Here is a 24,667-nt window from a genome sequence, read left to right on the forward strand (position 1 = left end):
GGCGCCGAGTGTTCTCTCCGGCTACACGGTTGCGCGCCCGTCGGGAAGGAGCCATATGTTTGACAATGTGTCTGCCCTGACGCTGGCCCGCTTCCAGTTCGCCTTCACTGTCTCATTCCACTTCATCTTTCCGGCCTTCTCGATCGGGTTGGCCAGCTATCTTTCTGTTCTGGAAGGGCTTTGGCTGAAGACGGGCCGCGATGTCTATCTGCAGCTCTTCCATTACTGGCTGAAGATTTTCGCTATCGCCTTCGGCATGGGTGTCGTGTCGGGTATCGTCATGGCCTATCAGTTCGGTTCGAACTGGTCGGCCTTTTCGGACAAAGCCGGCCCGGTCATCGGGCCGTTGATGGCCTATGAAGTGCTGTCGGCCTTCTTCCTGGGATCCGGTTTCCTGGGTGTCGTGCTGTTCGGGCTCGATCGGGTCGGCAAGAAACTGCATTTCATGGCCACCTGCCTGATCGCCATCTGCTCGCCGCTCTCAACGTCATCTCGCTGTTTTCCTTCGCCCTGTGGATCGCGCTTATGGCCTGGGCAGCGTCTGGCACCAGCAGCCATCCGATGATTCAGCGCTTTGTTGGCTCGCCGCAGCGTCGTCGCCGCATTGTGGCCTCGGTTTCGGCCTTGGTCCTCGCCGGCTTTGCTACTATGGCGGTTTCGCTCAACCTCGCCTGATCCCGCGCTGCGCCGGCTGGCCGGCCGGGCGCCGTTCCAAACGGCGTGTCCCAGCATGGCATTGCTGCCTTGCACTCCGGAATGTCCCTGCTATAGCCGGGCGCTCGCGTCCCGGGTGCGGGCGTGGCGGAACTGGTAGACGCGCTGGATTTAGGTTCCAGTGTCGAAAGACGTGGGGGTTCGAGTCCCTTCGCCCGCACCAGCCTGCCGCTGCTTGTCCGGGTGACTTCACAAGAATTTCAAATTCAAATTGATGGGTTCTTCGATGCAGATTGCTGAAATCACCAACCAGGGCCTGCGCCGCGCTTATTCGCTGGTGATCCCCGCCGATGCCATCGCCGCGCGGCTGAACGCGCGCTTGGCCGAAGTGTCCAAGACCATCAAGATGCCGGGTTTCCGTCCGGGCAAAGTGCCGGCCAACCTCGTCAAGAAAATGCACGGGGCGGCTCTGCGCGGTGAAGCGCTGCAGGCGGCTGTGAATGATGGCGTCAACAAGGTGATCGCCGATCACGGTCTGCGCCCGGCGACCCAGCCGCAGGTTGATGTGGATGGCGAACTGCCGGAAGAGGGCGATGCCCGCTTCACTGTCAGCCTGGAAATCCTGCCGACCATCGAGGACGTGAAGGCTGAAGATCTGGCGCTGGAAAAGCTGGTCGTGCCGGCCGACGAAGGTGCCATGGATGCCGCGATCGCCCGCCTCGCCGAATCGGCGCAGCGCACCGAACCCGCCCCGGCAAAACACAAGGCCAAGACCGGTGACACTGTGGTCATCGATTTCGAAGGCAAGGTGGATGGCGTGCCGTTCGATGGCGGCAAGGGCGAAGGCATGCGGGTCAAGATTGGTTCGGGCCAGCTCATCCCCGGCTTTGAAGACCAGTTGATCGGCGCCAAGGCCAATGAACAGCGCACCCTGAAGGTGACCTTCCCGGCCGATTATGGCGCCGCCAATCTGGCCGGCAAGCCGGCCGAATTCGACGTGACAGTGACCGGCGTCGAAGTGCCCGGCGAAACCAAGATCGATGATGAATTCGCCAAGGGCTTCGGCCTCGATAGCCTTGATGCGCTGAAGGAAATCCTGAAGGATCAGCTCGACGCCGAATTGGGCACGCTGTCGCGCACCTATCTCAAGCGCAAGCTGCTCGACACGTTGGCTGCCCGCCATGATTTCGACGTCCCGGAATCGATGGTCGATGCCGAGTTCGAACAGATCTGGCAGACGCTGGAAGGCGAAGCCGCGCGCGAAGCTGATCCCGAAGCAGCCCGCGCCGAGATCGAGGCCGAGCGCGAGGATTACCGCCGCATCGCCGTGCGCCGCGTGCGTCTGGGCCTGTTGCTGTCCGAAATCGGCCAGCGCAACGGTGTCACCGTTTCGCAGGCTGAAATGAACCGCCTGATCGGCCAGGAAGCCGCGCGCTATGCCCCGGCCGAGCAGCAGAAGGTCGTGAAGTTCTTCCAGGAAAACGCCATGGCCGCCATGCAGCTGCGCGCGCCGCTGTATGAAGACAAGGTGGTGGACTTCCTGATCGGCAAGGCGGAAATCACCGAACGTGCGGTTACTCGCGCCGAGCTGGAAGCTGCCATCGAGAGCGAAGACGAAACGCCGGGCGGCCACGTTCACGGCCCCGGCTGTGGCCATGATCACGATCATGATCATGCGCCGGCCAAGCCCAAGAAAGCTCCTGCAGCCAAGAAGGCCAAGGCAGCCGAGGAACCGGTGGTTGATGCCGAACCGGTGAAGAAGGCGCCCGCCAAGAAGGCTGCGGCCAAGAAGGCCGATGCCGAACCGGCCGTCGAAATCCCGGCTGAGGTTGCGCCCAAGCCAAAGAAGGCTAGCAAAAAAGCCGCCGAGTAATGCCGCAGCTGCGGCTGCTTGGGCCCGGTATGCTGCGATTCATCCTCGCAGCGATGGTGGTGGTTTCGCACCTCACCAGTCTGAATATCGGCCGGCCAGCCGTTCTGCTGTCCTTCATGCTCAGCGGCTATTGGGTGTCGCGCCTGCTTGCCGGTTGGCAGGCCAGCGTGCCGGCCTTCTATGTCAGCCGCACCTTGCGGGTCTGGCCGCTCTATGCGGTGGTCACCGTGCTGGCCTGGCTGCTCCACGCCCACGCCGAAGCGGTTCGCCCGGAAGGTCTGTGGTCGGCGCTTACCCTGCTCGGGTTGGCGGCGCGCGCCGGTGACGTGATCGGCGTATCCTGGTCGCTCGATATCGAGCTGCAATTCTGTCTGGCGCTCCCTTTGCTAGCCCCGCTGTTGATTCACTTGCGGCGGGCCGAAGTGTAGCTGTTGGCGCTCATTGGCTGGGTGGTCGGCATCGGCCTCATGTCGGCGGGTCTTGTCACCGCGCTGTTCTATCCGCCCGCGTTTTCTGGCGGTGCCTGGCTGGCGGAGTCCTGCTGGAAGGCCACGGATGGTCAGGCGTTCGCCTCTGTTCTGCTGTTTATGGCAGCCGGAGCCGGACTTGCCCTGCTGCCGCAAGCCCGCGAAGTGTTGCTCAAGAACGGCATTGAAACACCCAACATGGCTCTGTGCAACTTGCCCATCTGGGTTGGCCTGTGCTGCTGCAGCCGGTCGTGGCATGGAGCGTTCACCAATATTCCAGCAGGCAGGATCTCTGGGCCGGTGACCTGTCGTTCAGTCTCTATCTCGTCCACACCCCGGTGATCACCGCCATGGCGGTGCTGATGCCAGCAGGCGGCCTGGCGCTGAAGCTGGCCATGCTGCTGATCTCCGCGGTGCTCGCCGTGGCCCTGAATCGCTGGGTCGATCTCCCGGCAGAGCTGTGGCGCCGGGCCCACTTCCGCAATCCGGTGCCGATTCCGCCTGCGGCAATTGCCTTTGCCCCCTTGAACTCAGGCCGTAAACGTCCGAACTAGTGGGAAAGGAGATTCCCATGTTCGATCCTGTTGCCGGCTTGGTTCCCATTGTCATCGAAAGCTCGAACCGCGGCGAACGCAGCTTCGACATTTATTCGCGGTTGCTGCGTGATCGCATCGTGTTCGTGAACGGCCAGGTGGAAGACCATATGGCCTCGGTGATCGTGGCGCAGCTGCTGTTCCTCGAATCGGAAAATCCGAAAAAAGATATTTACATGTATATCAACTCTCCGGGCGGGGTGATCACGTCCGGCATGGCGATTTACGATACCATGCAGTATATCCGGCCCAAGGTTGGCACGGTGTGCGTGGGCCAGGCCGCGTCGATGGGCAGCTTCCTGCTGGCCGCTGGTGAGCCGGGCATGCGCATCGCGCTGAAGAACGCTCGCATCATGGTGCACCAGCCGTCGGGCGGCGCCCAAGGCCAGGCGACTGATATCGAAATCCAGGCCCGTGAAATTCTACGGATTCGCAGCATTCTCAACAATTTGTACGTGAAGCACACGGGTAAGGATCTCGCCACCATCGAACACGCCATGGAGCGGGACAAGTTCATGAGCGCTGAGGAAGCCCAGGAATTCGGCATCATCGACGCCGTGATGGAAAAGCGCCCCGTGGCGCCGGAAAGCGAAGCGCAGGCGGCTTGAACCTTCATCGGGGCAGGGCCGTGGCGTCAGAATGGCGCTATTGCCCTGCCGCAATTGTGACGCTTTGGCGTAATCCTGCCCTTGCGGCAGGCGGTGATTCATCGCTACACTATTAAGCCGGTGGCATGCCGGCGCGTATATTGTCGGCTATGGCGGGCCGGCGTGAGGAAGGAACGTCATGACGAAGCTGGGCGGCACCGATAGCAAAGGCACGCTTTACTGCAGCTTCTGTGGCAAGAGCCAGCACGAGGTGAGGAAGCTCATCGCGGGCCCGACCGTGTTCATCTGCGATGAATGTGTGGAGCTGTGCAACGACATCATCCGCGAGGAAACCAAGACGGCGCTGGTCAAGAAGTCCGGCGACGTGCCAACCCCGCGCGAAATCTGCAAGGTGCTGGATGATTATGTGATCGGGCAGTTCCACGCCAAGCGCGTGCTGTCGGTCGCCGTCCACAACCACTACAAGCGGCTGAACCACGGCGGCAAGGGTGCCGAAGTGGAACTGGCCAAGTCCAACATCCTGCTCGTCGGCCCGACCGGCTGCGGCAAGACGCTGCTCGCCCAAACGCTGGCGCGCATCCTGGATGTGCCCTTTACCATGGCCGATGCCACCACGCTGACCGAAGCCGGTTACGTGGGCGAGGATGTGGAAAACATCATCCTGAAATTGCTGCAGGCCAGCGACTACAACGTCGAACGCGCCCAGCGCGGCATCGTGTATATCGATGAAATCGACAAGATCAGCCGCAAGTCTGACAATCCGTCGATCACCCGCGATGTGTCGGGCGAAGGCGTGCAGCAGGCTCTGCTCAAGATCATGGAAGGCACCACCGCCTCCGTGCCGCCGCAGGGCGGCCGCAAGCATCCGCAGCAGGAATTCCTGCAGGTTGATACGACGAACATCCTGTTCATCTGCGGCGGCGCCTTTTCTGGCCTTGATCGCATCATCGGCGATCGTATGCAGGGCCGCTCGATCGGCTTTGGCGCGCATGTCGCTGCACCGGATGAACGCCGCGTTGGCGAACTGCTGCGCAAATGCGAACCGGAAGATCTGTTGCGCTTCGGCCTGATCCCGGAATTCATCGGCCGCCTGCCGGTGATCGCCACCCTGGAAGACCTTGACGAACCGGCGCTGATCAAGATCCTGACCGAGCCGAAGAACGCGCTGGTGAAGCAGTACGCCCGCCTGTTCGAAATGGAAGGCGCCAAACTCACCTTCACCACCGACGCGCTGTCGGCGATCGCCAAACGCGCCATCGAGCGCAAGACCGGCGCGCGCGGCCTGCGTTCGATCATGGAAGGCATCTTGCTCGACACCATGTTCGATCTGCCCGGCCTGGAAGGCGTGGAAGAAGTGCAGGTGGACAGGGATGTCGTCGCCGGCACCAAGCAACCGACCCGCCTGATGGTGGCCGATAAGGCCGCCTGAACCGCCGGCAATGGACATGGGAGAGGCGCAGCGCCTGATCACGGCGCTGCGCCTCTCTCCACATCCGGAGGGCGGATGGTACCGCGAAACACTGTGCGTCGGTGGGCCGGAGCGCGCCACCGTCACCGCCATCCACTTCCTGCTCAAAGCCGGCCAGCGGTCGCATTGGCATACGGTGGACGCTACAGAAATCTGGTGCTGGCACGCCGGCCACCCGCTGGCGCTGGGCCACGCGGCCAGCGATCACGATGCACCGGTCTGGATCACCCTTGGGCCAGACGTCGCTGCCGGCCATTCCCCCAGGCCTACATTCCCGCTGGGCACTGGCAGGCCGCGGTTGCCGATCTGGGGTGGGCGCTGGTCAGTTGCATCGTTGCGCCGGGATTTGATTTTGCCGGATTCACCTTGGCGCCGCCGGGCTGGATGCCAGGCGCGGCGGACTGAAGGGAGAAGGGGCCTCCGCCCCGGATCAAGTCCGGGGTGACGTGGGCAGGGACGCTGTTCTTGCACCCGTTTGATCTGGGCGGCTCCGTGTTGGCTGTCGTCAAACCAACATGACGGCATTGCGCCTTCAAAACGGACATTCGGGCGACCGGATCATAAGCCCTAAAGCAGACATGGGCTCGATCCGGAAAGGCCCAGCTTCAACAGGTCCTGACCCGAGGTTGGGTGGGGATGATTGACCATTTTTGCTCATCCTATGGGCAGTTTTCTGCGCCACATCCCGATTGTAATCTTTGCGCCCTGATATAAGAACCCCCGTGTCGGAAGCTATTGGATAAAAAGTGGAATTCATGGATTTTGCGAACACCGAAATGCCATATCAGGGAACTGTTCCCCCCACTGGCCTCCCCGCATTGGTGCCGCGCACGCTGGTTTCGCAGCTCAAGCCGTTTTCCCGACCTCACACCGTCCGCAGCATCTGGGAACTGGCGATCACGCTTGTCCCGTTTTTCGGTGTCTTGTCCGCCGTGCTGGCCGCCATCAACGCAGGCTATCTGATCGCCCCATGATTGCTGGCGGCGCGCGCACACGCTGCATCATGCCAGCACCGGCAATCTCGATGCCCGCGGCTATGGCGATATCGACACGCTGACGGTGAGGGAGTTTCAGTCCCGCAGCCGGCTTGGGCGACTGGGCTATCGGCTGTATCGCCACCCGGCGGTGCTGCTGGGGATTGGCCCTGCTTATTTATTCCTGCTGCGGCACCGTTTGCCGATCGGGTTGATGCGGGCCGGCGTGCAACATTGGGTCAGCGCCATTGCCACCAATCTGGCGATCGCCGCCATGTTGGGCGGACTGATCCTCCTGGTTAGATGGGGCACGACCCTGTTGGTGGTGATCCCCACCCTGCTGATCGCGGCATCGACCGGGGTCTATCTCTTCTACATCCAGCATCAGTTCGAAACGGCGCATTGGGACAAGGCGGCGGCCTGGTCGTTCCACGATGCCGTCTTGTACGGCAGCACCCATCTCGACCTGCCGCAACCGCTGCGCTGGTTCACCGGCAATATCGGCGTTCATCACGTCCACCATCTCGCCAGCCGTATCCCGTTCTATCGCCTGCAAGAGGTGCTCAACGCCTGTCCCGATCTGCGTCATCTCAACCGCTTCACCTTCGCGCAGATGATCCGGCCGCTGGCACTCACCTTGTGGGACGAAGAACGCCGCCGGCTGATCTCCTTTCGCGAGGCGGCGGCAGTCGCATAGCGCTCGCGTCAGCCCAGCCTTGCCTTGGATCGCGACCCGGATCGAACAGCCGGTTCCCCGCCCAACAGCCGACACTGAAACAAACGGGTGCAGGGACGAGTCCCTGCCCGCCGGAGGCGCTACTTCGTTCTGACTAAGGGGTGGAGGCAATGCCGCCCTGGCGGCTCAGCGTTTGGTGGCGAACCAGATGATGTGCGTGGCGCCCTTGCCGGTTTCGCGGGCGCGGACCTTCACCGTTTCGACGCTGAAGCCGCCGCGTTCCAGTTGGCGGCCGAAGGCGGTATCCGGCGCGGCGGACCAGACGGCGAGGATGCCGCCGGGGCGCAGGGCGTTGCGGGCGTCGGCAAGGCCGCGGGGGCGGTAGAGGCCATTATTGGCGGCGCGGGTGAGGCCGTCGGGGCCGTTATCGACATCGAGCAGGATGGCGTCATACTGTGCGGTGCTGAGGGCCATGCTGGCGCCGACATCGCCCATGGTGACGGTGACGCGTGGATCATCGAGGCAGCCGGCGGTGACGGCGGCCATGGGCCCGCGCGCCCAGGCCATGATGCCGGGCACCAGTTCGACGACGGTGACGCGTGCGGTGGGCCCCAACTGGCCGAGCACGGCGCGCAGCGTGTAGCCCATGCCATAGCCGCCGATGAGCAGATGCGGGCTTTTGTGGCCGGCCAGGCGATCGCAGGCCATGGTGCCGAGCGCGACTTCAGAGCCATGCATGCGCGTGCTCATCAGTTCGTTGCGTTCGAGCACGATCATGAAATCGCTGCCGCGCCGAAACAGCCGCAGCGGCGGCCCGCCGGGCACTTCGGCCTCGCCGATCAGTTCACGGGGGATCACGTCTTATGCGACCACTTCGCGGCAGTGCGGGCATTTGCGGCGTGGGAAGATGATCAGGCCCTTGATCATCAGGCGTTTGGTGCAGGCCGGGCATTTGATCACGGCGATGAGGACGAGGTTGAGCGCCAGGGCCAGCGGCGGCAGCACCAATCCGACCAGCGCCAGCGGCGTGGGCCAGGGCAGGGCCCAGAACAGCGGCGGCAGGGCTACGGCCTGGGCGAACTGGTTCCACTGCACGCGGTAAAGGCCGGGGAGTGGCGTGCCCGCCATCAGTAACGCCAGCTCTTCAGATCAGCTCCCTTCGGTGCGGCGGCTTCGATGCGTTTCAGCATCTTGTCCACATACATGGTGTGATAGCGCAGGCGGCTGATGTGGTTGGGCTGGTTCGGATCGCCGTTCCAGCAATGTTCGGCCCGATCGCCGTATGCAATTTCACCTGTGAACGCCGGATCAGCCTTCTTCAGGAAATTCTCGGTGAGATAGACGGCGTTGTTGAGGTAATAATTGTCCATGTCGCCGACATAGAGGAAGATCTTGTCGCGGATCTTGGGGCCCAGCGTCTTCCAGTCGCGCTGCATGATGTGCCGCAGATCGTAATTTTCGCGCCAGTGGGCGGCGACCTTGGGATCGATCTCGCCGGTGCGCTTGTTGAAGATGCGTTGCGGGTAGCCATCGGCGCCCTGCGGGGAATAGACCGCTTCCCAGATGTCCCACTGCTGGCCGGAGCGGGACTTGTCCCCCAGCACCAGTTCCAGCCGCTGTTCCTGTTCCACCGTGTAATCGACATGGCCCAGATAGTTGCGATGGGCCGGGCGATCGACCTTTCCGAATGGGCCGACTTTCCAGAAGACATTCTTGTCCTCATAGATGTTGATGTTGGTATATTGACGGAAATCAATGGGATCGGGGCAGGCCGCGAAGGCGCCGTTGAAATCATCGGGGTAGAACATCTGCACGGCCAGCGCTTCCCAGCCGCCGGTGGAACCGCCATAGGTGAAGCGCGCCCAGCCCTGGCCAAGGCCGCGGAACTGCTTTTCGATCTCCGGCACCAGCTCCTTCATGATCGCATCGCCATAGGGGCCGAGATTGGCGGAATTCACCGCATAGCTGTCGTCATAATAGGGATTGCTGTGGTCGATCTCGACGATGAGCATCCGCGGGAAGCTGTCTGACGTCCATTTCTTGTAGAGGTCGAAGGCTTCTTGGGCCTCGATCTTGTTGTAGCAGGGCTCGTTGAAGCGTGGCTCCGGCTTGCACGGCATGGCGGGATCGGGCGGCGTGACCGAGAAGCCGCCGAAATCAGCCGGGAAATGGCCGTGGTTGATGATCAGCGGGTAACGCGCTTCAGGATGCTTGTCGAAATCCTTGGGTACCAGCACGTGGGCGGTGAGGAAGACATCGGTGCCCCAGAATTTCGACAGCTGCTCTGATCGCACCTTGATGTGGCGGATGAACTCGCTGTCTTTCGGCTGCTCCACCGGCGGAATCACCTTGGTGAGCGGGATGGTCACGATATCATTGGTGGCCGGGTTGAAGCGCACTTTTATCGGTTCGGAAATGATGTTGCCGGGCTCCGCGCGCCAGTTCTGCCCAGCGCCGCGCGCAGCCGGCAGCTTCACCGTGTGGCCGGTGGAAAGGTTGTAGGTCGTGTATTTGTGGAGGACGGCCTGCACTGTGTAGTCGCCGGCTGGCACCTTGGAGAGGTCTTCCGCCGGATAGCCGAGCACGCCGCGGCCGATGCTGGCGCTGCCGCTGGGTTTCAGGCCATCGACATTGATGCCGAACACCTGCGGCGCATCGGCGCCCAATTTGACCTGGAAGCGCGGTTCCTTCGTATCGTCGGGCGTGATCACCAAGATGATGCGGCCATCGTTGCTGGCGTCGATGCCGGTGGCTGGCAAGGTGACGCGGAAATCGGTTGCCAATGCCGGCGCCGACAGGTTGGCCGCCAGTGCAGTGCCGATCATGGCGGCAGTCAAAACGCGCTTGTTCATGTCCGTTCCTCCCCTATGCCGATGTTTTAAGCATGAATTGCCATCAGCGGCAACGCACCTGAATTTTACAGATTGATGATAGTTAAATATAAATATTGCGTCATTCATGATTTTCCTGTGGTCGTATTCATTCAATATATGTTAAAAATTCAGAAGAATAATTTTGTGAGCATTTCAGCAAAATTTTTGGTCGGGGAAGCATGAAACATGCAACAAATCCTGGCATCAGATGTGATATTGGTCGAATTTCATTGCTGCTGGGGGTTCCTCTTGGCGTTTTTGGGGAACGCATTCGGACCGAACGAAGGAGCGATACCTCCCAGAATGAGACAATCGGGCGTGATAAGCGCTGAAGGGGACGCCGGATCGTAATACTCGTTAATGGAAAAATAGTTAACAAGCATCAATATCGCTTTACATTAAGTAACTTCCAAATTAGAAAGTTGGTCTATCAAGTGTTAACGAGTGAGGGCGGCGTATGATTTTTTCCGGTTTCGCACAGGGCATGGGCCAGCTGTTGGCAACCGATGGTGCCTTGATGGTGCTGTCGATGCTGTTCGGTGTGCTGCTGGGCATGTTGTGGTCGGGTCGTTCCTTCCCGCGCCGCCTGCCTCGCTCGATGGCTCGGGCTTCGGCCAGCCAGTTGAACCGCTTCTCCTGATCATCGCCGGGCTGGCTATCGCCTGACACGCAGACTAGCTTGGTGCCATGCGCGCCATACCATTTTCAGCACTCTGTTTCCTGGGGGCGTTGCCAGCGATGGCAGCGCCCTCCTTGTGTGCGCATCTGCCCGAGAAGGGATCGGTGGCCGCTGCCGCGCCCATCGAAAGCGTGGCGGCCAAGCCGCGGGCGGATCGCAGCCTGATCTGCCCGCCTGGTTTCGTGCTGGAAACATCGGCCCGGGTTCCCGTGTGCACTCGCCCCGGCCAGGCCCAGGTGGAGGGTGAACCGCGCGCTGCCTGCCGCGCCACGTTGGCGCTGGGGCCCGTGGCGCCGGTGCCGACGCAGTGGCGGCCAACGCGCAGTTGCCCCGGCGGTGCTATCACGGCGATTGTGCGGCTGGAGGGGGCCAACCTCGGCCTTGCCGAAGTCGATCTCGCCAGCGACAGCTCAGGCGTGAAGGCCGAAACCATTGCCGAATACGACAAGGCGCTGAAGCCCGCCGAGCGCCCCTCAGCGCAGGGCTGCTTCGCCCATCAATGCCGGCTGGTGCGGCTGTCTGTCAGCGCCGAAGCGCCCGACGATGTGCTGCTGCGGTTCAGCATCAAGGATGGCGCCAGCAGCACGGTGCGCATCCCCGTCATCACGCATTGCCCGGATCCGCTGGGAAAGCGCTGATCACTTCGTCCTGATTGGCCGATCATCCGTTGCCGCCAGCCAGATCGCCGCCGTCCACGCTGCCACATTCTGATCGAGCTGCTTGCGATCCACCTTGTCCAGCGTGTCATCGGGCGTGTGGTGCACGTCGAAATAGCGGGTCATGTCCTGCCCCAGATCGAGCACACCCACGCCGGTGGCGGCCAGCGGCCCCACATCCGGCCCGCCGCCAGCGCTGTTGCTGCGCGCCTGATCAATGCCCAGCGGGGCGAGCACGCTGGCCATTTCGGTGAGCAGCGGCAGGCCGGCTGTGGCCACCTTGGAATCGATGGTGAAGATCCGATCGGCACCGGCATCGCTTTCGCCGGCCAGCACGATGTTTTCACCCGCATGCGCCGCGGCATAGGCGCGGCCGCCTATCAGGCCGAACTCTTCGGCGCCCCACAGCACCACACGGATGGTGCGGCGCGGCGCCAAGCCGGTGCGGTCCACGTGGGCCTTGATGGCGGCAGCCGTCGCCAGGCTTATGGCGACGCCAGCGCCATCGTCGAACACGCCCTGGCCCAGATCCCAGCTGTCCAGATGTCCGCCCAGCACCACCACTTCGCCGGGTACCGTACCGGGGATTTCGGCGGTGACGTTGGCGGATTGGCCGGGCCGGCTGGTAGGGGTGGAGAGCAACTGCATCTGCACAGGCCCGGCGGCGCAGCGGCGCGCCAACAGCTCAGCATCCGGCAGGGCCAGCGCCAGCGCCGGGATCGGCGCAGTGCCGGCCGGGAACACGGTGCCGCCGGTGTGCGGATTGCGGTGATAATCGGTGCCCAGGCTGCGGATCAGCACGGCCGCTGCCCCTTTTTGCGCGCCCAAGGCTGGCGCGGCACGGCGCACGGCACCGTTCGCGCCATAGCTGCTGCCATCCTGCGTCACGCCCATGCGGTGATCGATGAAAACGATGCGGCCCTTCACGGCGGCGTCCGGCGCCGCGCGGAAGGCGGCCAGATTGCTGAAGCAGGTGACGGGCGCGGTGATGCCGCCGGCTGGCGTTGCCCCCGAAGTGCCAAGCGCTGCGAGCGCCAGCTGGTGATTGCTGCCAACGATGGTGGCGCTGGCCTGCCCGCGTTCCCATAGCGTCAGCGGGAAGGCCTCCTCACGGATGTTGACCAGCCCCAGCTTCTGCATTTCGGCCTTGGCCCACGCCCGGCCGCGCGCTTCGGCTTCGGTGCCGGCCAGGCGCTGGCCCACGGTGTCGGTGAGGTTCGACAGCAGCCCCCACGCCTTGTTGCCGGCCAGGGCGGCATCGCGCAACTGGGCCGCATTGGCCAGACGGTCGTTCCCCGCCGGCTGGGCCATGGCAGGAATGGCGAGCAGGCAGGCAGCGGTTGCCAACGTGGTGATGCGGCGCATGTGAGGGTTCCCCTGTTTGTGCGCCTTCCTTTACGCCCCGGCTGCGTGGGGTCAATCGACCCGTTTGCGCCCACCGCGCCCATCGGCTAATGGCAGCGCGACCTTCCAACACCCAGAATCCGGAGCCTCCCCGTGGCCTATCAATATGCGTTCGTGATGAAGGGTCTGTCCAAGACCTATCCCGGCGCCAACAAGCCCTGTTTCAAGGATATCACCCTGTCGTTCCTGCCGGGGGCGAAGATCGCCATCATCGGCCCGAACGGCGCCGGCAAATCGACCCTGATGAAGGTGATTGCCGGCATCGATACCGAGTATGTGGGTGAAGCCTGGGCCGCCGAAGGCGTGCGCGTGGGCTATCTGCCGCAGGAACCGCATCTGGATCCCAACAAGGATGTGAAGGGCAATGTGATGGACGGGGTGCGCCCCGTCGCCGATCTGGTGGACCGGTTCAACGCCATCAGCGCCGAAATGGCCGATCCCAAGGACGATACCGATTTCGACAAGCTGCTCGAGGAAATGGGCACGCTGCAGGAAAAGATCGACGCGGTGGATGGCTGGACGCTCGACAACCAGCTCGAAATCGCCATGGACGCGCTGCGCTGCCCGCCGGGGGACAGCGGTGTGCAGAAATTGTCGGGCGGGGAAAAGCGCCGCGTCGCGCTGTGCAAGCTGCTGCTAGAAAAGCCGGAAATCCTGCTGCTCGACGAACCGACCAACCACCTTGATGCGGAATCCGTGTCGTGGCTGGAAAACCACCTCAAAGAATATAAGGGCATGGTGATCCTGGTTACCCACGATCGCTACTTCCTTGATAATGTGGTGAAATGGGTTCTGGAACTGGATCGCGGCCGCGCCATTCCGTTCGAAGGCAATTATTCCGATTGGCTGGAAGCCAAGCAGAAGCGCCTGGGCCAGGAAGAGCGTGAAGACGCCAGCCGCGAAAAGGCCATCAAGCAGGAGCTGGAGTGGATCCGCGCCTCACCCAAGGCCCGCCAGACCAAGAGCAAGGCGCGTATCAAGGCCTTTGATGAACTGGTGGAAAAACAGGCCAACCGCCGCCTGGGTGAAGCGCAGATCCTGATCCAGATTCCGGAACGCCTGGGCAACAAGGTGATCGAGGCCCACAACCTCACCAAGAGCTATGGCGACAAATTGCTGTTCGAAAATCTGTCGTTCAGCCTGCCGCCGGGCGGCATCGTGGGCATCATCGGCCCGAACGGCGCCGGCAAGACCACGTTGTTCCGCATCATCACCGGCCAGGAAGTGCCCGACAGCGGCGAGATCGTCATCGGCGAAACGGTGAAGATGGCCTATGTCGACCAGAGCCGCGATGCGCTGGCATCCGACAAGAATGTCTGGGAAGAAATTTCCGGCGGCAACGACAAATTCTATTTCGGCAAGAACGAGGTGCTGACACGCGCTTATGTGGGCGCGTTCAACTTCAAGGGGCCGGACCAGCAGAAGAAGGTTGGCCTGCTTTCAGGCGGTGAGCGCAACCGCGTGCACATGGCCAAGATGCTGGTGAAGGGCGGCAACGTGCTGCTGCTCGACGAACCGACCAACGATCTGGACGTGGAAACCCTGCGGGCGCTGGAAGAAGCACTGGAAAGCTTCGCCGGCTGCGCCGTGGTCATCAGCCACGATCGCTTCTTCCTCGATCGCCTGGCAACGCACATATTGGCGTTCGAAGGCGACAGCCATGTCGAATGGTTCGAAGGCAATTTCCAGATGTATGAGGAAGACAAGCGGCGGCGCCTGGGCGACGCGGCAGATCGTCCGCATGCGCTGACCTACAAGAAACTCACGCGCTAAGCGCTCTTGCCGTGTTCCCGGCTGCAGTCGGGAAGACAGTCTGCCTCACGGCGCCACCCATTCCCCCGCCCAGTCGTTGGTGCTGCGGAATACTGCACGGCGATGCCCGCTGTTGGCCAGGTGCAGCCAATCAATTGCCGTCACCTCGATCCACAGCGTCGCGAAATTGGCGCGGGCCGGCGCGATCTGCTCCAGCGTTGGCTGCTGGCCTTCGATCCACGCAGGCAGGCCTGACGACGGCCCCGGCAACGGCGTGCCGGGCGGGTGTTCGGCCAGATAGCAGCGGCGGGCGAAGGGGGTGGACTGGTCCCAGAAGCCGTTCACCACTCCATCATCAGTAAGCACGCGGGCAGTGCCGGCGATGCGCAGTTGCACCTGCTCGACCGGATGATAGGCCAACACGGCGACCGGCTTGCCACTCAGCTGCGTCACCTTGGGGCTGCGCGCGTCGGTGTGGAGGCGCAAGGTAGCCGCCGCCGGATCTGCCTTCCGCAGCACCATCACGCGGGCATGGGGCAGGCCATCCGCGTCCACACTGGCGATCACCGGCGTGTGGACGGGGCTTTTCCGGTCTGCACCGCCGCGCACCAGCAGGCTCCAGGCGTGGGCGAGTATTTCGGGGAGCGAGTCTTCGGGTCTCATTTCACTTCCACGATTGCATCCACCTCCACCGGCCAGCTGCGCGGCAGGCTGCCGGCGCCGGCGGCGACGCGGGGCGCCTTGCCGGCATCACCAAAGGCGGTGACCATCACTTCGGAAAAGCCGTTCATCACTTCGGGATGCTGAGTGAATTCGGGCGTGGCATTGATCAGGCCCATCACCTTCACCACGCGCTTCACCTTGGAAAGATCGCCCAGCTCGGCCTTGATCGTGGCCAGCATGCACAGCGCCACCTTGGCGGCATTGGCCTTGCCGGCGGCCACGTCCATCGTCGCGCCCAGCTTGCCGGCGCCGCCGGCCGGGCATTCGCCGTGGCCGGCCAGGAACAGCAGTTTGCCCACGCGCGCGGCCGGCACATACAGGCCGATCGGCGCGTTGGGCGGCGGCAGGGTGAGGCCGGCGGCGGCGAGGCGCTGTTCCGGGGTTTCGGCCAGTGCCGGCGTGGCCATCAGGGCGAGAGCGAGAATGGCGATGCGCATGACCTGGGGACTCCTTGCCGGGTTGATGGCTCCGGCCTAGCATCCCGGCAAAGAACCGCAAACAGGGGAGGGCCGGTCATGGCCGCATCACATCACGTACCGGGCTTTGCCCATGGCCAGAATGGCAGCGCTGCCGAAACCGATCCGGCAGTGCTGGGCCTGATGCACGGCGCGCCGGTGCCGGCCGACAAACAGGTGCGCTGGACCGATGGTTCGATGTGGCGGTTCCCGCAGCAGCGCTGGGCCTTTTCGCACATGCGCGAACTGGTGCCGACGGTGAATATCGGACGCGAAGGGGCGGTGAGTGTGCTGCCGCAAGCGCTGCGCGATGATGTGGACGATGTGCGGCTGACGACGCTCGACGGGCAGGCCATGACGTGGCGGGAATCGCTGGCCGCGACATATACGGATGCCATCCTGGTGATGAAGGACGGGGTGGTGGTGCAGGAACGCTATTTCGGCGCCACCACGCCAGCCACGCAGCATATCCTGTTTTCCGTCACGAAAAGCTTTGTCGGCACCATTGCCGAGATGCTGATCGAGGAGGGCAAGCTCAACCCGGAAGCGAAGGCAGCGGATTATGTCGCTGAACTTGGTGGTTCGGGCCTGGGTGATGCGACGATCCGCGAAATCCTCGACATGCGCACCGGCCTGGCCTTCAGCGAGGATTATGTCCCCGGCCAGACGGGCCTGACTGATGTGCAGCGCATGAGCATTTCCACCGGCTGGGTGCCGCGTCTGGCCGATTATGCCGGGCCAGACGGGAATTTCGTATTCAGCGCCAGTCTGGGCAAGAATGCGCCCCATGGTGGCGATTTCGTCTACCGCACGCCCAACACCACGGCGTTGCAGTGGATCATTGAACGCATCGAAGGCCAGTCACTGGCGGCGCAGATCGAGGCGCGATTCTGGGCGCGGATGGGGATGGATCATGATGCGGCGCTGGGCGTGGACCGGGTGGGCACCGGCTTTGGCGGCGGCGGCCTGATGGCGTCGTTGCGCGATATCGCCCGCATTGGCGAGATGATGCGGCTGGGCGGGCGCTCTAATGGCCAGCAGATCGTGGCCGAAGCCGTGGTGGAGCGCATCTTTGCCGGCGGCGATCCGGCCGCGTTTGTCGCCTGCCAATACACCGGCAACCTGGATGGTAATTATGGCAGCCAATGGTGGCACCGCGCCGGCGGCCAATTGATGGCGATGGGCGTGCACGGGCAGGGCATTTATGTCGATCGCGGCGCCGGCGTGGTGATCGCCCGGCTGGGTAGCCACCCGGTGGCGAGCAACCGCGGTAATGCCGCGGTGACCACGCCGGCCTATGATGCCATCGTGGCTGCGCTTCAATAGGCGCTGCTCACCAACCGCATCGCGCCGGGTTCCATGGCGGTGAGCGCGCGGGCGGCGATGCGCGGCACGTCGGCTGAAGGCAGGGCCAGCAGTTCATCGGCAACGCGGCTGGCCTGCGTGCAGAAACGGCGGCGATCGGGCACGCTGGAAAAGCCATTGTACAGCCGGGTCATCGCCACATCATGGCGCGCCTGGCCGGCCGTACCATGCTGTTGGCGATAACGGGCCTGTTCGGTGGAATAGACTTCATTCAACAGGTTACGGTGGGTTTTGAGGATGCGGTTGTAATCATCGCGCAAGGCTTGGCTGCCGCACAGCAGCGCCGCAACGTTCAGCTCACCACGCAAGGCCCATACCACTTCGGCGCTGGCCACCACATTGTCAGGCACCAGCCGGGTGATGGCGGCAGGCTCGATGGCCTGCACCGGCGCGGCCGGCACCATCGCCACCGGGCGGGGCGGCCCTTCGCTGGTGCTGCATGCCGCCAGGCCCATCATCGCCAGCACGCTGGCTGCACGTGTCCCCCGCGCCGGCAGTGCCGCCAGCGCCTTGAACCCCTTCATGATTCCCTCTCCCGGTATCGTGATCTTGCCTGCTGCCGATAAAGCCGAGGCCGGCTTTCACCAGCCTGAACGGCCCTGGCTGCGTCAGCCCGTCGCAGCCAGCCAGCGGCTCACCTGGTGCAGATCATCGGCCACCGCCAGCAGGCGGGGCGTTATTTCGGGCGTGGCGGGCAGCAGATCGGGCACCATGATCACGGGCACACCGGCCATGTGCGCAGCGATGATGCCATTGTAGCTGTCTTCCAGTGCCAGCGCGGCGCCGGGCGCGATGCCAAGGCGGGCGGCGGCGGTGCGATAGGGTTCGGGATGTGGCTTGCCGTTGGCAACGTCGTCGCAGCCAACGATGGTGGCAAACCCATCCAGCAGCCCGACATGGCCCAGATGCGCGCGGGCCAGCGCCTGTTCGGACGAGGTGACGACGGCAGCCGGAATGCCAGCCGCGTTCACCTGGGCCAGAAGGTCTGCCGCGCCCGGCTTTAGCGGCCGGATCGGCCCCCATTTGCTGCGAATGCGCTGCCGCACTTGGGCGCGCATCACATCATAATCCAGCAACGCGCCAAAGCGACCCTGCATTATGGCCCGGCTCGCCGGTTCCGGCCGGCCGATCAGTTCCGCATAATCGGCGCGGCTCATGGCAAAGCCGAAATCCGCCATCACCGCGATCATGGCATCACGGATCAGTCGTTCGGTATCGAGCAGCAGGCCGTCCATATCGAAGAGGACGGCCGCCGGGCGGGCGTTGATCATTTTTGGACCGTCAGGTCGGCTGTTTGGCGCGGGCGATGCGGGCTTTCCAGTCGGCCGGGCCGGTCTGGTGGACGCTGGTGCCTTCGGAGTCGACCGCAACAGTCACCGGCATGTCCTTGACCTCAAACTCGTAAATGGCTTCCATGCCCAGATCCTCGAAGGCCACGACGCGGCTGGCCTTGATCGCCTTGGCCACCAGATAGGCGGCGCCGCCGACTGCCATCAGATAGGCCGCCTTGTGGCGCTTGATTGCCTCGATGCCCATCGGCCCACGTTCGGCCTTGCCGATCATGGCGATCAGGCCAGTCTGCGCCAGCATTACCTCGGTGAACTTGTCCATGCGGGTGGCGGTGGTCGGGCCGGCGGGGCCGACCACTTCATCGCCGACCGGATCGACCGGGCCGACATAATAGATCACGCGGTTGGTGAAATCGACCGGCAGCGCTTCCCCGCGGGCCAGCATGTCTGCCATGCGCTTGTGGGCGGCATCGCGGCCGGTGAGCATCTTGCCGCTGAGCAGCAATCGGTCACCCGGCTGCCAGCTCGCCACTTCGGCCGGGGTGAGCGCGTCCAGATTGACTGGCTTTGATGCCTTGTCCGGCGTCCAATGCACCTGCGGCCATTCGGCAAGATTCGGCGGTTCCATATAGGCCGGGCCATTGCCGGTGAGGGTAACATGGGCGTGGCGGGTGGCGGCGCAATTGGGAATCATGCCGATGGGTTTTGAGGCGGCGTGCGTTGGCGTTTCGAGGATCTTCACATCCAGGATGGTCGAAAGCCCGCCCAGGCCCTGCGCGCCGATGCCGAGATCATTGACGGCATCATACAGTTCGATGCGCAGTTCCTCGATCGACGACTTCGGCCCGCGCGCTTTCAGTTCGGCCATGTCGATCGGCTCCATCAGCGCTTCCTTGGCCAGGATCATCGCCTTTTCGGCCGTGCCGCCGATGCCGATGCCCAGCATGCCAGGCGGGCACCAGCCGGCGCCCATCAATGGCACGGTGTTCACCACCCAATCGCGGATCGAATCGCTGGGGTTGAGCATGGCGAACTTGGCCTTGTTCTCGCTGCCGCCGCCTTTGGCTGCCACGGTGATCTCGACATGATCGCCCGGCACCAGCTCGATGTGGACCACGGCAGGCGTGTTGTCGCGGGTGTTCACCCGGGTGAAGGCAGGATCGGCGACGATGGAGGCGCGCAGCTTGTTTTCGGGGTGCAGATAGGCGCGGCGCACGCCTTCGTTCACCATTTCCTGAACGGTTTTCGTGGCTTGCCAGGACACGTTCATGCCAACTTTTACGAAGGCCACCACGATGCCGGTATCTTGGCAGATCGGGCGGTGGCCTTCGGCACACATGCGGCTGTTGGTGAGGATCTGGGCGATGGCGTCCTTCGCGGCCGGCGATTCTTCCAGTTCATAGGCGCGGCCCAAGGCGCGAATATAATCCATCGGGTGGAAATAGCTGATGTACTGCAGCGCATCGGCCACGGAGGTGATGACATCCTCTTCGCGGATCACGGTCATGGGGCAAATCCTGTTGCGTTTTGGTCACGTGTTGATGGGGAAACGATAGGCGGCGGTGGCTTTCGCGTCTAGTTTGCCGCAGCGGGCGCTTCCCGGATTGTTGCAGCAATCTTGCACAAGCCCTTGAGGAAACGAATCTCGCTGGGGTGGACAGGGCGGTGGCCTGTGGATGAATCGCTGCCGATTCAACCGGTTCGGATGGCGTTTCGGGCCGTCAAGCAAACAATGGGGCTTGCGCCGCGATTCATCTGTGGCACTATCAATAGCGTATCGGGACCTGCCAGACACAAGGCGTGGTGGTTTCGGGCGGGGGACTCCCGGGCGGCAGGGCGAGCCAGCCTGTGGATATCGGGGACAAGTGTTGCTGCGGCAAAGAAGGCGCGTGACCCCGATTTGTTCCCCTCGTATGATTGAGGGGCAAGAGTAGAGATGAGCGAGTTTCGCATGACAGATAGCAGCGCCGGCTTGACCACAGCTGATCACACCACCGAATCCGCCGATGCCGGCGCCGCGCTGGCCGCGAGCATGGCGGCTGGCGTGCTGGCGCAGGCCTCTGCGGCGGCGGCAGCCACCACGCGGCCGGGCAGCAGCGAAGTCCTGCCGTGGCGATTCCCGGTGACGGTGGATCGCAGCCGCGACGCGCTGCTCACCGATTTCGGCAAAGATACGCTGGACGACCGTTATCTGCTGCCGGGTGAATCCTATCAGGATCTGTTTGCCCGCGTGGCGGCCGCCTATTCCGACAACGCCGAACATGCCCAGCGCATCTATGACTACATCAGCCGGCTGTGGTTCATGCCGGCGACTCCGGTGCTGTCTAACGGTGGCACCGGGCGCGGCCTGCCGATCAGTTGCTATCTGAACAGCGTATCTGACAGCCTGGATGGCATCGTTGGCACCTGGAACGAGAATGTGTGGCTGGCCTCGCGCGGCGGCGGCATCGGCACCTATTGGGGCAATGTGCGCGGCATCGGCGAGCCGGTTGGCCTCAACGGCAAGACCAGCGGCATCATCCCGTTCGTGCGGGTGATGGACAGCCTGACGCTCGCCATCAGCCAGGGTAGCCTGCGCCGTGGTTCGGCGGCGGTCTATCTCGACGTGTCGCACCCGGAGATCGAGGAGTTCCTCGAAATCCGCAAGCCGTCGGGCGATTTCAACCGCAAGGCGCTGAACCTGCACCATGGCGTGCTGATCACCGACAAGTTCATGGAAGCGGTGCGCGACGGCGACAAGTTCGATCTGGTCAGCCCGAAGACTGGCGAGAAGCGCGCCGAAGTCGATGCCCGCGCGCTGTTCACCAAGCTGGTGGAAACACGGCTGGCCACCGGCGAGCCCTACATCATCTTCATCGATGAAGTGAACCGCACCATGCCCAAGCACCAGCGTGATCTGGGGCTGAAGGTGTCGACGTCGAACCTGTGTTCCGAAATTACCCTGCCCACCGGGCCGGACCATCTGGGCAATGATCGCACCGCGGTGTGCTGCCTGTCGTCGCTGAATATCGAAACTTGGGACCAGTGGCACGACCAGCCGCAGTTCATCGAGGATTGCATGCGCTTCCTCGACAATGTGCTGCAGGATTATATTGATCGGTCCGAACCGGCGATGGCGCGGGCCGCCTATGCAGCCATGCGCGAACGTTCGGTGGGCCTGGGCGTGATGGGCCTGCACAGCTTCTTCCAGGCGCGCGGCCTGCCGTTCGAAAGCGCGCTGGCCAAGAGTTGGAACAAGAAGATCTTCAAGCATATCCGCGCCCAGGTCGATCAGGCATCGATGAACTTGGCGGTTGAACGCGGGCCGTGCCCGGACGCCGCCGACATGGGCGTGATGGAGCGGTTTAGCTGCAAGATGGCGATCGCGCCGACGGCCAGCATTTCCATCATCTGCGGCGGCACTTCGGCCTGCGTCGAGCCGATCCCTGCCAACGTCTATACCCACAAGACGCTGTCGGGCAGCTTTGTCGTCAAGAACCCCTATCTTGAGAAGTTGCTGATTTCCAAGGCGAAGAACAGCGACGCGGTGTGGAATTCGATGCTGGAACACGGCGGTTCGGTGCAGCATCTTGAGTTCCTGACTCCCGATGAAAAGGCCACATATCGGACCGCCTTCGAGATCGACCAGCGCTGGCTGATCGAGCTGTCGGCCGATCGCACGCCGTTCATCGATCAGGCGCAATCGCTGAACCTGTTCATCCCGGCCGATGTCGAAAAGTGGGATCTGCTTATGCTCCACTATCGCGCCTGGGAACTGGGCATCAAATCGCTTTATTATCTGCGTTCGATGAGTGTACAGCGGGCTGGGTTCGCCGGCGGCGGCGTTGAAGCTGACAACACGAGCGAAGCCCCGGTCATCCAAGTCGAGCGGCGTGATTACGACGAGTGTATCGCTTGTCAGTGAAGCGTTTCAGCTTGCCCTGCCATACCGCGGGGCGATCCACCGGCCGGGATGCTTCCCGGCTGGACGGTGAGGGGGTCGTGGCGATGCATTCCACGACGTGTGGCTACGACCCCCTCCCAACCGTAGGCCAAATGGTTGTTCAAGCCGGGGCCGTTGTTGCGAGTGGGCGTGCCTTCGTCGGGATGCGTATCGCCTCCAGTGGATGTTCGACGGTGCCGATGGGTGCCGCGGCGCTGCAGGCAAAGTTCTCGTGTTCCACGGCTGGTGCAGGTGCAAGGCGCACCAGCCTTGCAGCATGGTCCTCGCCTTCGCGGGCGTTGCTGGCCGGCCCACTGATGGCCAGGGCAACTGCGAAGGGCGGGTGCAGGGGTTTGGCCCCTGTCCGCCGAAGGTCTAGTTTTTCTGTTATTTCTTCAATCATTAGCGCAGGATTTTGAACCATGCCGTTGCTTCAGGCATCCAAGTCGTACAAGCCCTTTGAATATCCTTGGGCATATGACTTCTGGAAACGTCAACAACAGATCCACTGGATGCCGGAAGAGGTGCCGTTGGGTGAGGATTGCCGTGACTGGGCGCAGAAGCTGACCGATCACGAGCGCAACCTGCTCACCCAGATCTTCCGTTTCTTCACGCAGGCCGATGTCGAGGTGCAGGATTGCTACCACGACAAATATGGCAGCGTGTTCAAGCCGACCGAAGTCAAGATGATGCTGACATCGTTCTCCAACATGGAAACCATCCACATCGCCGCCTATAGCCACCTGCTCGACACGATCGGCATGCCCGAAAGCGAGTACAGCGCCTTCCTCAACTATAAGGAAATGCGCGACAAGCATGATTACATGAGCACGTTTGGCGTGAGCAACAACGAGGATATTGCCAAGACACTGGCGATGTTCGGCGGCTTCACCGAGGGCCTTCAGCTGTTCGCCTCGTTCGCGATGCTGATGAACTTCCCGCGCTTCAACAAGATGAAGGGCATGGGCCAGATCGTTTCGTGGAGCGTGCGCGATGAATCGCTGCACTGCGAAGGCATCGTGAAGCTGTTCCACGCGTTCTGCGCCGAAACCGGCGTGCTCAACAGCCGAATCCGCGACGATATCGCCGATGTTTGCCAGCGTACCGTGCGCCTGGAAGATGCGTTCATCGATCTTGCCTTCGAACAAGGCCCGGTTTCCGGCATGGCGCCCAAGGATATCAAGCGCTACGTCCGCTACATCGCCGATTGGCGCCTGAAGCAGCTCGGCCTGCAGCCGATCTATATGATCGAGGAACACCCGCTGCCGTGGCTGACGCCGCTGCTCAATGGGGTGGAGCACGCCAACTTCTTCGAAGCCCGCTCGACCGAATATAGCAAGGCCGCGACCAAGGGCGACTGGAACGAAGTGTGGACTGCCTTTGACAGCCGCAAGGCCGCCAAGATTGCCAGCGAAACCCAGCCGGCCAACACCGATGACGCCCAGGGCGGGCTGCTCGGAGTGGCCGCGGAGTAAGCGCTGGATTTACCATCTGATCGAACAGCGGCGCGCCGGCCCTCGGCGCGCCGATTTTCTCTGTGGGTCGGTGCGCCCGCTGCAGCGAAGTTGGCCCCAGCAGTGCTGTGGATGCTGGCCTACGCCAGCATGACGACGGCTTTTTGGCGAGGGGCGCTCCAAACAAACGGGTGCAGGGACGATCCCCTGCCTGCCGGAGGCCCAATTCTTCCTATCTCGGGAAAGGAATTTGCCTGCGATCAAGTCAGTTTGCGCCCCACCCAGACGACGCGTCCGATGATGTGGATGGCGCTGCCATCGCGGCGCCGTTCGGGGCGCGGGTGGTGATCGAGGGACTGCGTGCTCGCGATTGGGCGAGCCTGACGTTGACCGGCACGCGCCATGAACTCGATGTGCGGCTGGATGGGGTGGGTGCAGCAGCCGCGCTGGCCGCGTTGGGTGAAAGCTTGGCCCACGAAACCATTACCATTGCCGGGCAGATCCTGGCCGAAGCCTTGGTGGAACCCGGCACCGCCGATGACGAGGGAGTGGCAATGACCATCTGTGCCCTAGTGATCAACGACTGAACCAAGCGGGCGATCGCCTGTCGCGCCAGCACCCGGGGGAAGTGCTGGCTGACGGCGGGCAGCCCCCCCCCCCCCCTGCGACAAACTTGAGCGCCGCTCAAAAACACTTGCCAGCCCGAGCCGACGTGGGCAGGATGTGAGTAGCAATCAAAACTGCCGGTCGCCACTGGCAGCAACAAGGTCGGCGGGCACGCA

At 62.9% G+C, this 24,667-nt stretch carries 23 protein-coding genes, 1 tRNA gene and 2 pseudogenes; 17 read left to right on the plus strand and 9 right to left on the minus strand.

The genetic code is table 11. The features are described from left to right. Positions 1-55: 55 nt before the first annotated feature. From G566_RS0109925 to G566_RS15140, 10 genes and pseudogenes are all read left to right on the plus strand, one after another. Positions 56-469: pseudogene (locus G566_RS0109925) on the plus strand (cytochrome ubiquinol oxidase subunit I); the annotation flags it as partial. Positions 470-792: 323 nt separating this feature from the next. Continuing rightward, positions 793-877, plus strand: a tRNA-Leu gene (locus G566_RS0109930). A 63-nt stretch (positions 878-940) separates the two neighbouring features. Beyond that, complete coding sequence (gene tig / locus G566_RS0109935) at positions 941-2,527, plus strand: trigger factor (protein ID WP_022680523.1); 1,587 nt, start codon at positions 941-943, stop codon at positions 2,525-2,527. Positions 2,528-2,556: 29 nt separating this feature from the next. Further along, on the plus strand, positions 2,557-2,955 hold the full coding sequence (locus G566_RS0109940; RefSeq protein WP_169522840.1) for an acyltransferase family protein: 399 nt from the start codon (positions 2,557-2,559) through the stop codon (positions 2,953-2,955). Between the two features lie 272 nt (positions 2,956-3,227). After that, the gene (locus G566_RS0109945; protein ID WP_022680525.1) at positions 3,228-3,548 is read left to right on the plus strand and encodes an acyltransferase family protein; all 321 of its coding nucleotides are present in this window, start codon (positions 3,228-3,230) and stop codon (positions 3,546-3,548) included. Positions 3,549-3,565: 17 nt separating this feature from the next. Beyond that, the gene (gene clpP, locus G566_RS0109950) at positions 3,566-4,195 is read left to right on the plus strand and encodes an ATP-dependent Clp endopeptidase proteolytic subunit ClpP (protein WP_029131524.1); all 630 of its coding nucleotides are present in this window, start codon (positions 3,566-3,568) and stop codon (positions 4,193-4,195) included. Between the two features lie 178 nt (positions 4,196-4,373). Continuing rightward, positions 4,374-5,624 carry an ATP-dependent Clp protease ATP-binding subunit ClpX gene (gene clpX / locus G566_RS0109955; RefSeq protein ID WP_022680527.1) on the plus strand — a complete coding sequence of 417 codons (1,251 nt, stop codon included), beginning with the start codon at positions 4,374-4,376 and terminating at the stop codon, positions 5,622-5,624. A 16-nt stretch (positions 5,625-5,640) separates the two neighbouring features. Then, positions 5,641-6,068 (plus strand): annotated as a pseudogene (locus G566_RS15135) (cupin domain-containing protein). Positions 6,069-6,409: 341 nt separating this feature from the next. After that, the gene (locus G566_RS15820) at positions 6,410-6,637 is read left to right on the plus strand and encodes a hypothetical protein (RefSeq protein WP_051136016.1); all 228 of its coding nucleotides are present in this window, start codon (positions 6,410-6,412) and stop codon (positions 6,635-6,637) included. 22 nt (positions 6,638-6,659) lie between these two features. Continuing rightward, positions 6,660-7,334: a fatty acid desaturase gene (locus G566_RS15140; RefSeq protein ID WP_156874495.1), complete on the plus strand. Its 675-nt coding sequence runs from the start codon at positions 6,660-6,662 to the stop codon at positions 7,332-7,334. Between the two features lie 165 nt (positions 7,335-7,499). Here the strand turns inward: G566_RS15140 and G566_RS0109965 are convergent, their stop codons facing one another. The 3 genes from G566_RS0109965 to G566_RS0109975 are packed head-to-tail and all read right to left on the minus strand — an operon-like array spanning position 7,500 to position 10,165. Continuing rightward, complete coding sequence (locus G566_RS0109965; protein ID WP_022680528.1) at positions 7,500-8,171, minus strand: spermidine synthase; 672 nt, start codon at positions 8,169-8,171, stop codon at positions 7,500-7,502. A gap of 3 nt (positions 8,172-8,174) precedes the next feature. Continuing rightward, positions 8,175-8,441: a hypothetical protein gene (locus G566_RS0109970; RefSeq protein ID WP_022680529.1), complete on the minus strand. Its 267-nt coding sequence runs from the start codon at positions 8,439-8,441 to the stop codon at positions 8,175-8,177. Then, positions 8,441-10,165, minus strand: a complete 1,725-nt coding sequence (locus G566_RS0109975) for an alpha/beta hydrolase (RefSeq protein ID WP_022680530.1) — start codon at positions 10,163-10,165, stop codon at positions 8,441-8,443. The genes G566_RS0109970 and G566_RS0109975 overlap by 1 nt, the downstream gene beginning before the upstream one ends. Positions 10,166-10,643: 478 nt before the next feature. On the opposite strand from G566_RS0109975, the gene G566_RS0109980 reads away from it, so the two are divergent. Together G566_RS0109980 and G566_RS0109985 are read left to right on the plus strand one after the other, a co-directional pair. Further along, positions 10,644-10,826, plus strand: a complete 183-nt coding sequence (locus tag G566_RS0109980) for a hypothetical protein (protein WP_022680531.1) — start codon at positions 10,644-10,646, stop codon at positions 10,824-10,826. 98 nt (positions 10,827-10,924) lie between these two features. Further along, positions 10,925-11,503: a hypothetical protein gene (locus tag G566_RS0109985; protein ID WP_022680532.1), complete on the plus strand. Its 579-nt coding sequence runs from the start codon at positions 10,925-10,927 to the stop codon at positions 11,501-11,503. Here the strand turns inward: G566_RS0109985 and G566_RS0109990 are convergent, their stop codons facing one another. Beyond that, positions 11,504-12,886: a M28 family peptidase gene (locus G566_RS0109990; protein WP_022680533.1), complete on the minus strand. Its 1,383-nt coding sequence runs from the start codon at positions 12,884-12,886 to the stop codon at positions 11,504-11,506. Positions 12,887-13,018: 132 nt separating this feature from the next. Here G566_RS0109990 and ettA point away from each other — a divergent pair, with 132 nt between their 5' ends. Continuing rightward, positions 13,019-14,698, plus strand: coding sequence for an energy-dependent translational throttle protein EttA (ettA, locus tag G566_RS0109995; RefSeq protein WP_022680534.1), 1,680 nt, complete (start codon positions 13,019-13,021; stop codon positions 14,696-14,698). 45 nt (positions 14,699-14,743) lie between these two features. Here ettA and G566_RS0110000 read toward each other — a convergent pair whose 3' ends face one another. Continuing rightward, entirely contained in the window at positions 14,744-15,340 is a 597-nt protein-coding gene (locus G566_RS0110000) for a pyridoxamine 5'-phosphate oxidase family protein (RefSeq protein WP_022680535.1), read from the minus strand. Further along, positions 15,337-15,837, minus strand: coding sequence for a RidA family protein (locus G566_RS0110005; RefSeq protein ID WP_022680536.1), 501 nt, complete (start codon positions 15,835-15,837; stop codon positions 15,337-15,339). The genes G566_RS0110000 and G566_RS0110005 overlap by 4 nt, the downstream gene beginning before the upstream one ends. A gap of 78 nt (positions 15,838-15,915) precedes the next feature. On the opposite strand from G566_RS0110005, the gene G566_RS14145 reads away from it, so the two are divergent. Then, the gene (locus tag G566_RS14145) at positions 15,916-17,181 is read left to right on the plus strand and encodes a serine hydrolase domain-containing protein (protein ID WP_022680537.1); all 1,266 of its coding nucleotides are present in this window, start codon (positions 15,916-15,918) and stop codon (positions 17,179-17,181) included. Here the strand turns inward: G566_RS14145 and G566_RS0110015 are convergent. The 3 genes from G566_RS0110015 to G566_RS0110025 all read right to left on the minus strand — a co-directional run bounded on the left by G566_RS0110015 (position 17,175) and on the right by G566_RS0110025 (position 20,016). Then, entirely contained in the window at positions 17,175-17,744 is a 570-nt protein-coding gene (locus G566_RS0110015) for a hypothetical protein (protein ID WP_022680538.1), read from the minus strand. The genes G566_RS14145 and G566_RS0110015 overlap by 7 nt on opposite strands. Before the next feature lie 84 nt (positions 17,745-17,828). Continuing rightward, the gene (locus tag G566_RS0110020) at positions 17,829-18,491 is read right to left on the minus strand and encodes an HAD family hydrolase (RefSeq protein WP_040605585.1); all 663 of its coding nucleotides are present in this window, start codon (positions 18,489-18,491) and stop codon (positions 17,829-17,831) included. 10 nt (positions 18,492-18,501) lie between these two features. Continuing rightward, positions 18,502-20,016 (minus strand): fumarate hydratase, encoded by a 1,515-nt coding sequence (locus G566_RS0110025; RefSeq protein WP_022680540.1) that lies wholly within the window; start codon positions 20,014-20,016, stop codon positions 18,502-18,504. 525 nt (positions 20,017-20,541) lie between these two features. Here G566_RS0110025 and G566_RS0110030 point away from each other — a divergent pair. The 3 genes from G566_RS0110030 (at position 20,542) to G566_RS0110040 (ending at position 24,472) form a co-directional block, all read left to right on the plus strand. After that, positions 20,542-22,413, plus strand: a complete 1,872-nt coding sequence (locus G566_RS0110030) for a ribonucleoside-diphosphate reductase subunit alpha (protein WP_273433604.1) — start codon at positions 20,542-20,544, stop codon at positions 22,411-22,413. A gap of 440 nt (positions 22,414-22,853) precedes the next feature. Continuing rightward, a complete protein-coding gene (locus tag G566_RS0110035) occupies positions 22,854-23,906 on the plus strand; it encodes a ribonucleotide-diphosphate reductase subunit beta (RefSeq protein ID WP_022680542.1) in 1,053 nt (350 codons plus the stop codon). 281 nt (positions 23,907-24,187) lie between these two features. Then, complete coding sequence (locus G566_RS0110040; RefSeq protein WP_022680543.1) at positions 24,188-24,472, plus strand: hypothetical protein; 285 nt, start codon at positions 24,188-24,190, stop codon at positions 24,470-24,472. The last annotated feature ends 195 nt before the right edge of the window (positions 24,473-24,667 follow it).

This window comes from Sandarakinorhabdus limnophila DSM 17366 (assembly GCF_000420765.1).
GTDB classification, from domain to species: Bacteria; Pseudomonadota; Alphaproteobacteria; order Sphingomonadales; family Sphingomonadaceae; genus Sandarakinorhabdus; species Sandarakinorhabdus limnophila.